This is a genomic window from Anaerococcus degeneri, assembly GCF_017874475.1.
GTDB lineage: Bacteria > Bacillota > Clostridia > Tissierellales > Peptoniphilaceae > Anaerococcus > Anaerococcus degeneri.
This window is the reverse complement of the sequence record NZ_JAGGLO010000015.1, coordinates 21,789-32,811: the sequence shown is the minus strand read 5'-3', so window position 1 is coordinate 32,811 and position 11,023 is coordinate 21,789. Positions and strand designations below refer to the sequence as shown.

Here is an 11,023-nt window from a genome sequence, read left to right as displayed (position 1 = left end):
AATATTCCTTTACTAGTTTTACTCTAAATTCTTTTGTATATTTTGTCATACAAAAACCCCTCCATCCGTATTCCGGATTTTGGGGTTCAGGTCATAAGTACAGATTTTTTGAGCTTAAGGAGATAATGTACAGTTTTTATCCAATTTTTGTCCTTATAAAGCAAATTTTGGGCTGCGCCTTATCTTTTCTTATTGCTTATTTATATACAACAATCACCTATGGCTGGATTTATAAAATCTTTGGTGGAGAGATTTTTGCGGCGGATTTGGCAAGCAAAGCTGAATTGACATCTTATCTTATGGGCCTCATGATTCCCGTAATTCTCTATTTTGCAACGGGGATATTTAGGAACTTTATCTACGACAGTGGGCCTGGAATTGGTAAATATTTTGCCCAATACCATATTGATCCAGCATCTTCTTACAAGATGTTTTTGTACTACAAACCAGCCATGAGGCTAATCGGAAGGACTCTTATTTTTGCTATATTTTTTAGCTTGATAAATAAAATTCCCCTTATATATCCGATTTTGATGAGTTTCGCTGTCTACTTCCTAGAAATCGGTGCTTCGGTTTTCTGGATGAAATACAAACTCAAACACAAAAAGGGAATCTTAGATAATGGACTTTTGCAAGTTGCATTTATCCTTTTGACTTATCTTGCGGTTATGGGGCTTGTTATCACAGGACGCTTTGACTTAAGGATTACGACTGTAATAATTTTTATATTTTCACTTGCCCTTTTCATCTATGGTGTAAGTAGCCTTAAGTGTTTCAAATCTTTTGACCAGGTGATAGAGGAGTCTGTAGAAGAATATAATGTGGGTGGAGAAGAGCTTGGCCTAAGCGAAGCCAAAAACTACGAGCTAAAGGATAAGGATATTGAAGTTAAAAACACAAAGGGACTTTACCAGAAAAAGGGTCTAGCCTTCCTTAATTCCTTGTTTTTTATAAGACACAAAAGACTTATAAAAAAGCCAGTCATAATAAAATCTCTAGCTGTGCCAGCCATTGGTTTGGGAGTATTTTTCTTTACAGTTTTTAAGAAAACTTTAGGAGCGGAAGATATTTTTGAGCTAACAATCAGAGCCATGCCTTTTTTGATGTACACTCTTTCAAGGCAGGATAAGGTCATAACCGCCATGTATTTAAACTGCGACCAGGGCCTTTTGCCTTACGGTTTTTATAGAAAGGGAGAGATGCTCCTTGCCATGTATAGGTTGAGATTTAGGTCCATGCTTGCGATCAACCTAATTCCAGCGGCGGCAGTCTTTGCGACTTATATGGCAGCTGTGGCCTACAAGGGAGAGCTTTTGTGGGTAAAAAATTTAGTCGTTCTTGCCTATATCCTTTTAATGACCACATTTTTCACAAGCCTAGCCCTCGCCAAATACTACCTCCTCCAACCCTACAACCAAGAAGGAATGGCTGTAAGTAAGCTTGCAGGAGTCATAAATATGGTAGTTTACTATATTTGCATCTACGGTGCCTTTATTGTGAAAGATATGGATTACAAGATGATTTTGCTGGCAAGCGGTGGATTTATTTTAGCTTTTATTATTGTTGTGAATATTTTGATAGTGAAGTTTGGGTCTAGGACTTTTAAAATAAGAGATTAGGTTGGCTTATCCAAGATAAGTTATTATTTTTTTGTTAATCCGAGATTAACTGTATCATCTATATTATCTCAGTCATTTACATGACTGCTCTGTAACTGGGGGAACCCCAAGGGACCTTCCGCAGGGTCCCTCACTGGGTTCCCCCAGGCCCCCTTTCCGCTACACCCCCGAGCGGCTCCTTATGCGGAGTGCGGATATAGAAGCTTGCTTATCGCAAGCTTTTTTATGTAGAGAGAATCACCTTGTATGAGATTACGTATATCCACACAGATTTCTAATCCTCGGGTTGCTAAAAACTGATAACTCGGCTTCGCTTCAAACAATCAGTTTTCTTAACGCAACCCTTGATTAGAAATCTTTTCCCGATAAAAGAGAGAACTGGTCTCGAGGTTCCAGAGTTGCCAGGCTCGTTTGGCTTCGCCAAACATTGTTAGATGGGTCTTGTCTTTCTAAAACGAAGAGTTAGAAATCATAAGGTCAAGTATTTTAAATCCCAAGCATCCGTGAAGAAAATTGCACTGACAGCTCTTTACGAATAAAAATATTATAAATACTGTGAACTTATTTTAAAAGGCAAAACACAAGTCAGACGAGATTGCAATTTTTAGGAGGCTTTGGATTTTAAAAAGTTTGGATAATAATATACTAAAACAAGGACTTCGCCATACCAACATGTTTGCCGATAGGCAAACACAATATCCCCCGAGAGGGGTCGCCCGGAGGGGGTAACGGAAGGGGTTTTAAAGGGGACCCGATGGGGGAACGTGCGAAACGTTCCCCTGGGGTCCCCTTTATTACGAAGATTCAATTGTAAATAAAATAATTACATAAAAGATAAATAACTTATTTCGGATAAGAAAAAAAGATAATTTATCTCGGATAAAAAACTTATTATAATCTAGCAATATCTTTAGTAATGAAATTTTTTAGTAGGACGATGATTACAATTGTGATTATAAATTCTACTCCTAGGAAAGTTCCGTTATAGATTATTGAATATAACCAAACGTTTTGGCCTTCTGGGGCGTAGGAGCCGAAGAAGATGACTCCTGTTAGGACGTGGCATACAAATCTTGCGAATACGCCTAGGAATGTGCCCTTGATAACAGGGGCGATTTCGTGGTTTGCTGCAAAATTCTTTGAGAAAAATCCAACAAGACCAAGTGAAGCGTAGGCTAGTGGGTAGTCTAGGATGGCTTGGACTGGGTGGTAGATTGAACCACCAAACATCATATCAAGAACACCGTAAAGAGCACCTACAAGGATGCCAGGGCCTGCTCCGTGTCTGATGGCAAAGATGATTAGTGGAATCATCTGGCCTGCTGTGATAGAGCCTCCTTGAGGCATCTTAAATAGGGTGATACGGCCTAGAATAAAGGCGAGGGCTAGCATTACACCGCCTTCAGCTATCATTTTTGTTGACCATTTACTATTATTCATAAAAAAATTCCTCCTTTGCACAATACTGGGAGGATTTTGTAACTTACCTCCGCCAGCATTACCTGGATCAGGTTAAGGGTATGATCTCAGCCAGAAATTTCCAGCACCCCTAGTACATATTCATTATATATGAAATTTTATAAATGTAAACCAGGGAGGTTTTGAATGGACTTTCAAAGATAGAAAAGTGGCTAATTTCTAGTATAATACTAGGGTATAAATAAGGAAATTTAGCGAAAGCTTTTAGATATAGATTGAGAGATAAGATGGAATTTAAATTACATTCAGACTATGCGCCAAAGGGTGACCAGCCTGAGGCTATTAAAAAATTAAGCGAGGGAATTCTTTCTGGCAAAAAGGACCAAATCCTAAGGGGGGTTACTGGTTCTGGCAAGACCTTTACCATGGCCAACATTATCCAAAATGTTCAAAGGCCAACCTTGGTCCTTGCACACAACAAGACCCTAGCCTACCAACTTTTTACCGAATTTAAGGAATTTTTCCCAGAAAATGCTGTGGAATACTTTGTTTCCTACTACGACTACTACCAGCCAGAGGCCTATGTGGCAGCGACTGATACCTACATAGCCAAGGACTCGTCCATAAACGACGAAATCGACAAGATGCGCCACTCGGCAACTATGGCCCTTTTTGAAAGAAGGGACGTAATTATAGTTGCTAGTGTGTCTTGTATTTACGGCTTAGGTGACCCGATTGAATACAAAAAGCTTGTCGTATCACTCCGTCCTGGCCAGGAAATTAGCCCGGAAGAGGTTATGAAAAAGCTAATCGACGTCCAGTATGTCAGAAATGATGTGGAATTTGAAAGGGGAACCTTCAGAGCCAGGGGCGATATTTTAGACATTTATCCTGCAGGTTTTGACCAAAAGGCTATCAGAATTGAATTTTTTGGCGATGAAATCGACCAGATTTCAGAATTTGATCCATTAACAGGCAAGGTCATCTCAAAAATTTCCCATGCTTATATTTACCCTGCCAGCCACTATGCTACAACCAGCGAAAAGACTGAAAAGGCAATAATTACCATAGAAAAAGAGCTCGAAGAGAGAATCAAGGAATTTGAAAGTGAAAACAAACTCCTAGAGGCCCAGAGAATTGAACAGCGAACCAAGTATGACATTGAAATGCTCAAGGAAATCGGCTTTTGTTCGGGGATAGAAAACTATTCTGCCCACCTTTCCCAAAGGCCAAGGGGTTCAAGGCCCTACACACTTATAGATTATTTTCCAAATGACTTTGTCCTCATGGTTGACGAATCCCACGTATCCATACCCCAAGTTGGCGGCATGTACGAGGGCGATAGGTCTAGAAAGCAAAACCTGGTAGATTTTGGCTTTAGGCTCCCATCTGCCCTTGACAATAGACCTTTAAAATTCGATGAATTTGAAAACTTGATAAACCAAACGGTCTATGTATCAGCAACTCCAGGCCCATACGAAATGAAGAAAACCCATGGTGAGCTTGTAGAGCAAATCATTAGACCAACTGGGCTTCTAGACCCAATCGTGGAAGTGAGACCAACAGAAAACCAGATAGACGACTTAATAGGAGAAGTTTACAAAACCATAGCCAAGGGCGAAAGGGTCCTAGTGACAACCTTGACCAAGAAAATGGCCGAAGACTTGACAGATTATTTGATGGAGCAAAACATCAAGGTAAGATACCTCCACTCAGACATCAAAACAATAGAAAGGTCTGAAATCATTAGAGATTTAAGGCTAGGGAAATTTGACGTTTTGGTGGGAATCAACCTCCTTAGAGAAGGTCTTGATATACCAGAAGTATCCTTAATTACAATCCTAGACGCCGACAAGGAAGGATTTTTAAGAAGTGAGACCTCTTTGATCCAGACAATTGGCCGCGCTGCAAGAAACTCTGAAGGCCACGTAATCATGTACGGAGACACCATCACAGGGTCTATGCAAAGAGCCATAGACGAAACTGAACGTAGGAGAAAAATCCAAGAAGACTTCAACGAAAAACACGGAATCACACCAACAACAATAAAGAAAAATATCGGCGAAATAATTCAAATCACCAAAAAATCCGAAGAAGAAGAAATCGAAGAATTCAATAGAGAAGATATAACAACCATCCTAATAAATATGGAAAGCGAAATGTATAAGGCGGCAGAAGAATTAGACTTTGAAAGAGCAGCAAGATTAAGAGATCAAATAAAGAAAATGAGAGAAAACTTTTAGAAAAAGTTTTTCAAAACTATTTATTGATTAGAATTCTTTTATAAAATAGACAACTTGGGTCATTGACATAACCCCTCCGTATCTGGGGGAACCCCAAGGGACCTTTTCACTAAGTGAGTCTATTAATCCAGGATTAAAATCTTTAAACTTTAGTTTTAATTTTAATTTTATCTTATATATGTCTATGTCATTTACATGACCCCTCCGTACATAGGGGGAACCCAAGGGGGCGGCAGATGCCCCCTCACTGGTTCCCCCTAAGACCCCCTTACGCTACACCCCCAACTGCTCCTAGAGCGGAGTGCGAAACCAGGAGTTTGCCTATCGGCAAACCTCGTTAGTAAAGAGAATAACTTCGTATTGATTTACGTATATCCTCACAGATTTCTAATCCTCGGGCTGCTAAAAACTGATAACTCGGCTACGCCTCAAACAATCAGTTTTCTTAACGCAACCCTCGATAAGAAATCTTTGCCCGATAAAAGTGAAACTTGGTCTCAAAGTACTAGAACTCGCAAGGCTCGTTGGCTTTGCCAAACATTGCTAAATTAGTTTTATCTTTCTTATATGAAGAGTTAAAAACTTAAGACCTTGTATTTTTGTAAATGAAGGAGGCGTAAAAAAATTTGATTGTTTGAGCTTTAGCGAGTTATCAAATTTTAGCCGACTGAATGTCAAAAAAGTTTGGAGTTAGTTCAACTAAAACAAGGGCACCTCTATATTAATAGTTTGCCGAAGGCAAACACAATGTCCCCCGCGAGGGGCCGGCCGGAGGGGGTAGCCGAGTGGGGTCTGGGGAGGCAGGTTGGGGAACGTCCGGAACGTTCCCCTGGGCCTCCCCAGGTTCGAAGGGATATTTTAAAAATCTAAGTTTTATATAATATAATGTTACAGGAAATAATATTAAATATAAGAGAAAATACTAATTTACTAAAATTATTTAAAATAAAAGAAAAAAAGACAGGTTAGCTCGGCTAACAAAGAAAAGAAAGGATACTGATGAAAGAAAATAATAATATTATTATAAAAGGAGCAAGGACTAACAATCTAAAGAACATAGATCTTACCCTCCCTCGTGATGAGATGATTGTTTTTACTGGGCTTTCGGGCTCTGGTAAGTCCACTCTTGCCTTTGATACTATTTATGCGGAGGGTCAGAGGCGTTATGTGGAGAGTCTTTCGTCCTATGCTAGGCAGTTTTTGGGTGGGATTGATAAGCCTGATGTTGATTCTATTGATGGTTTATCGCCTTCTATTTCCATTGACCAAAAGACTACCAACAGGAACCCACGTTCGACTGTGGCTACTGTGACTGAAATTTATGACTATTACAGGCTTTTGTATGCCAGAATCGGGGACGCTTTTTGTCCGATTTGTGGAAAACCAATCGTTGCCCAGTCTGTTGACCAGATGGTTGATAGGATTATGGAATTACCTTTAGGAACTAAAATCCAACTTCTTGCCCCAGTTATTAGGGCTAGGAAGGGCCAGCACAAAAATGCCCTGGCTAATATTAGAAAAGACGGTTTTGTCCGTGTTATTATCGACGGGGAAAGATATGAAATCGAGGACGACATTGACCTTGATAAGAATAAAAAGCACGATATTTCTGTAATTGTAGACAGGATTAAGATGAAAGAGGGAATTGAATCTAGGATTGCGGACTCTCTTGAAACTACAATCGGCCTTGCTGATGGCCTTGTGATTGTGGATGTAATTGGCGGAGACCAAATGCTTTTATCATCAAAACTTGCCTGTCCTGAAGGCCATGTGTCTTTGCCAGAAATCACCCCAAATATGTTTTCATTTAACGCTCCAATTGGCATGTGTCCAGAGTGTAACGGCCTTGGTTTTCACCTCCAGGTGGACCCAGACCTCATCCTTGCCGACAAGAGCCTTTCTATAAACCAAGGTGTGGTTGAGCCTTACGCAACATCTGCCAAGGGGACTTATTACTATGAGGTCATAAGGGCTATTGCAGATCATTATAATTACCCATACGACGCACCTCTGGAAGATGGGCCAGATGAAATGATTAATGACATCTTATATGGAACTAATTATGATTTATCCTTTGTTTTTGAGTCCCATTTTTCGGGCAAAAAACGCTACAAAGGGATTTTTGAAGGGGCCATCCAAAATATTTGGGATAGGTACCAAAGGACAAATTCCGATGCCCAAAAGAAAAAGTTTAGGGACTATATGGGCGAAGAGGAATGTAGGGTCTGCCACGGGGACAGGCTAAAACCAGAGGTCTTGGCTATCAAGGTCGGGGGCAAAAATATTTCAGAACTCACCCGACTTTCTGTTTCAAAGTCAATCGAGTTTTTCGACAAGCTCGAGCTTTCTGAGATGAAAGAGCAAATCGCAGAGCTTATCATTAAGGAAATTAAAGGAAGGCTAAGGTTTTTAAATGACGTAGGTCTTTCATATCTTACCCTAAACCGTACAGCTTCAACCCTTTCGGGCGGTGAAAGCCAGAGAATAAGGCTTGCGACCCAAATCGGATCAGGTCTTGTGGGTGTGTCTTATGTATTGGATGAGCCTTCAATTGGCCTTCATCAAAGGGACAATGACAAGCTAATAAAGTCCCTAAGAAACCTCACAGATATTGGAAATACATTAATAATTGTGGAACACGACGAAGATACCATGAGGGCGGCGGACTTTATCGTTGATATTGGGCCAAGGGCCGGCATCCACGGTGGGGAAATTGTCGCCAAAGGTTCACTTAAGGACATCATGGCCTGCAAGGATTCGCTCACAGGCGATTATTTGGCTGGCAGGAAAAAAATCGAACTTCCAAAAAAACGCAGGACTTCGGATAAGTATATAGAAGTAATAGGGGCTGGTGAAAATAACCTAAAAAATATTGACGTGAAATTCCCACTGGGCACTCTTACAACTGTGACGGGGGTGTCTGGGTCGGGCAAATCTTCACTTGTGAATGAAATTTTATACAAGATGGCAACCAGGAAAATTAACAAGTCCAAGGTTCACGCTGGTCGTCACAAGAAAATCAAGGGCCTTGATCAGATTGATAAGGTAATAGCCATCGACCAGTCTCCAATAGGTAGGACTCCAAGGTCAAATCCAGCGACCTATACCAAGGTTTTTGATGCCATTCGTGATGTCTTTGCCATGACCAACCAGGCCAAGATGAAGGGCTTCCAAAAGGGAAGATTTTCCTTCAACGTCAAGGGTGGCAGGTGCGAGGCCTGTAAGGGTGACGGGACAATCAAGGTTGACATGATGTTTTTACCTGATGTTTATGTGCCTTGCGAGGTTTGCCACGGCAAGAGATACAACAGGGAAACTCTTGAAGTCAAATTTAAGGGCAAAGATATATCTGAGGTCCTTGATATGACTGTTGAGGAAGGAATTGAATTTTTTGAAAACCAGCCTTCCATTGTGAGAAAACTCCAAACCCTCTACGATGTGGGACTTGGCTATATCAAAATTGGCCAACCTTCCACAGAATTATCCGGCGGTGAGGCCCAAAGGGTCAAACTTGCCACAGAGCTTGCCAAAGTTTCAACAGGTCAGACTCTCTATATCCTAGATGAGCCTACCACAGGCCTTCATACAGCTGATGTTCACAAGCTTATAGAAGTTTTAAATAGGCTTGTGGACCAAAATAATACAGTTGTGGTAATCGAGCACAATCTCGATGTAATAAAGGTTTCAGACTATATAATCGACCTGGGCCCTGAAGGCGGTGACGGGGGCGGAAACCTAGTTGCCACAGGGACTCCAGAAGACATTTCAAAGGTTAAGGAATCCTACACTGGTCAGTATCTCAAAAAATTATTGAAGTAAAAGTCGTCCCGGATGGGGCGGTTTTTCTTAAAAAGATGAAAAGCTTTAATTTATAGGCAAAAAATGATAAAATAATCTTATAAAGATTAAAAGGAGAACTTATGTTAGAAGCAAAAAACGATAATAAAGATAGAAATGATATAGATATAGCAGATAATACTGCAGGAACTGTTGGTTTTGACCCAAAGACAGGCAAGGTCTTCTATGTTGACGAGCCAAAAAAAGCCCCAGTTAATGAGCCAATAAGTGGAGAAGAAGAATCTAAAGCAATAGCCGAAGAATTATTCCAAACAACAGATGCCATAATCGACCTTCTAAAGGAAGCGGGCATCGAAGACCCAACCGATCTTGAAGCTATAAGAAAGCTTGCCGAAGAAGACAAGTAATGAAAAAATCCGACAGGGGACTTGGTTTAGTCGAGTTTATGATTGATCTTTACTATGACAGGCATTTGGCAGAGGACTTTGAAAGACAACCCCTCAAAGCCTATGTGGCAAAAAAACTTGCTGCCTGTCCTCACGGGGATGCAAAACCTTTTTGTTCGTCTTGCAAAATCCATTGCTACGATGAGGAAAATAGGAAAAGAATCAAAAAAGTAATGAAATACGCCGGACCCCGAATGATTTTTTACGCACCGGTTGCGGCCCTTAGACATTTACTAGAAAATAAAAGGAGAAGATAGTGGAAAATTACGATAAAGCCTTTATTGACAAGCTAGAAAAGAGATTTAAAGACAATATGGACAGGCACCCAAAGATTAAGTGGGACTTTGTCAAATCTAGCATTCTCAACAACTTAGACCTTTATGACGCAATTTATGCCATGGAAGAAACAGGCGGCGAGCCAGACCTAGTGGATTTGGAAATCTTTAAGGGCTTGGTTTATGTAGATCTGGCCGACAAGAGCCCAAAGGGTAGGAGGGGCCTTTGCTATGACAAAGAAGCAAGACTTGCCCGAAAGGAAAATGCCCCAGCATCTTCTGTTATGGAAGAAATTGGCGACTTTGGCATAAAACTTTTGAGCGAGGAAAAATACAAGGCCCTTGCAGAAATTGCAGTCTTTGACACCAAGACCACATCTTGGATCAAAACTCCAGAGGAAATAAGAAGCCACGACGGAGCCCTCTTTGCAGGCAGGCGTTTTGACAGGGTTTTTGTCTACTACAACACCCCAGGATCCTACTACAAAGACAGGGGTTTTAGGGCCTACATAGAAATATGAAAAAGGTCCTAGCCCTTCTGATTGTGTTAATCCTAGCGGCTTGTGGAAATGAAAAGTCAGTAGAAAATGCAGACAAAAACCAGGATGCAAATCAAAGTCAAGGTCAAAAAGAAGTTGACTTTGAAACTATAAAAAACTTTTTCTATGAAAAATTAAAGGGTCAGACCCTAATCAGGACCTATGGCGAAGATACAGGCCAAACAAAAATCATCTTTGAAAATGGCGGACATTTTAGGGGAGATTATTTTGGGAAAATTGCCGCAGACGGCAAGGACTACGGCCTAACAGACACAGCCTGGCTTTATTACCACGGGGAAGAAATCCACTCTTCAGAGTTTGAGGGAAATTTTGAAATCACCAAGGCCATAGACGATTATCGCTATGAATTAGACCTAAAAGATTTTAAAATCACCACAGAAGAAGGGGTCTATGACCAAATTTACTACCATGTGGACTTTGCCCTAGGCCTAAATCCAGAAGCGAAATATATACTCTATAGGCCGGGTTGCCAAATAAAGACCCTCGAAAACGACGATAGGCTAAGAGAAATTGGAAAAAAAGCCAGTCCCGACGGGCAAAAGATAACTGGTTTTATAATCTATAATAAAACTGACAAAGAAATTTTTAGCCAAAACCAATAAGTTTACAAATTTTTTCAGGGAAATTTGCCTTAACCAAAATTTAAGGTCCCCCAGTGTAAAA

General features: G+C 40.6%; 8 protein-coding genes and 1 riboswitch. Of the genes, 7 read left to right on the top strand and 1 reads right to left on the bottom strand.

Going from position 1 to position 11,023, the window contains the following annotated elements; translation table 11 throughout:
• Positions 1 to 125: 125 nt before the first annotated feature.
• Entirely contained in the window at positions 126 to 1,619 is a 1,494-nt protein-coding gene (locus J2Z38_RS09955) for a hypothetical protein (protein ID WP_209775145.1), read from the top strand.
• A gap of 891 nt (positions 1,620 to 2,510) precedes the next feature.
• Here the strand turns inward: J2Z38_RS09955 and thiT are convergent.
• A complete protein-coding gene (gene thiT, locus J2Z38_RS09950; protein WP_209775143.1) occupies positions 2,511 to 3,059 on the bottom strand; it encodes an energy-coupled thiamine transporter ThiT in 549 nt (182 codons plus the stop codon).
• 27 nt (positions 3,060 to 3,086) lie between these two features.
• Positions 3,087 to 3,180: riboswitch (TPP riboswitch) on the bottom strand.
• 145 nt (positions 3,181 to 3,325) lie between these two features.
• Between thiT and uvrB the strand changes: the two genes are divergently transcribed.
• The 6 genes from uvrB to J2Z38_RS09920 all read left to right on the top strand — a co-directional run bounded on the left by uvrB (position 3,326) and on the right by J2Z38_RS09920 (position 10,962).
• Positions 3,326 to 5,281 (top strand): excinuclease ABC subunit UvrB, encoded by a 1,956-nt coding sequence (gene uvrB, locus J2Z38_RS09945; RefSeq protein ID WP_209775141.1) that lies wholly within the window; start codon positions 3,326 to 3,328, stop codon positions 5,279 to 5,281.
• 999 nt (positions 5,282 to 6,280) lie between these two features.
• Positions 6,281 to 9,100: an excinuclease ABC subunit UvrA gene (uvrA, locus tag J2Z38_RS09940; RefSeq protein WP_209775140.1), complete on the top strand. Its 2,820-nt coding sequence runs from the start codon at positions 6,281 to 6,283 to the stop codon at positions 9,098 to 9,100.
• Positions 9,101 to 9,201: 101 nt separating this feature from the next.
• Positions 9,202 to 9,486 (top strand): hypothetical protein, encoded by a 285-nt coding sequence (locus J2Z38_RS09935; RefSeq protein WP_209775138.1) that lies wholly within the window; start codon positions 9,202 to 9,204, stop codon positions 9,484 to 9,486.
• On the top strand, positions 9,486 to 9,782 hold the full coding sequence (locus tag J2Z38_RS09930) for a nitrous oxide-stimulated promoter family protein (protein ID WP_209775137.1): 297 nt from the start codon (positions 9,486 to 9,488) through the stop codon (positions 9,780 to 9,782). Before J2Z38_RS09935 ends, J2Z38_RS09930 begins: the two co-directional genes overlap by 1 nt.
• Positions 9,782 to 10,321, top strand: a complete 540-nt coding sequence (locus J2Z38_RS09925) for a DUF4256 domain-containing protein (protein ID WP_209775135.1) — start codon at positions 9,782 to 9,784, stop codon at positions 10,319 to 10,321. Before J2Z38_RS09930 ends, J2Z38_RS09925 begins: the two co-directional genes overlap by 1 nt.
• Positions 10,318 to 10,962, top strand: a complete 645-nt coding sequence (locus J2Z38_RS09920) for a hypothetical protein (RefSeq protein ID WP_209775133.1) — start codon at positions 10,318 to 10,320, stop codon at positions 10,960 to 10,962. The genes J2Z38_RS09925 and J2Z38_RS09920 overlap by 4 nt, the downstream gene beginning before the upstream one ends.
• Positions 10,963 to 11,023 lie beyond the last annotated feature (61 nt).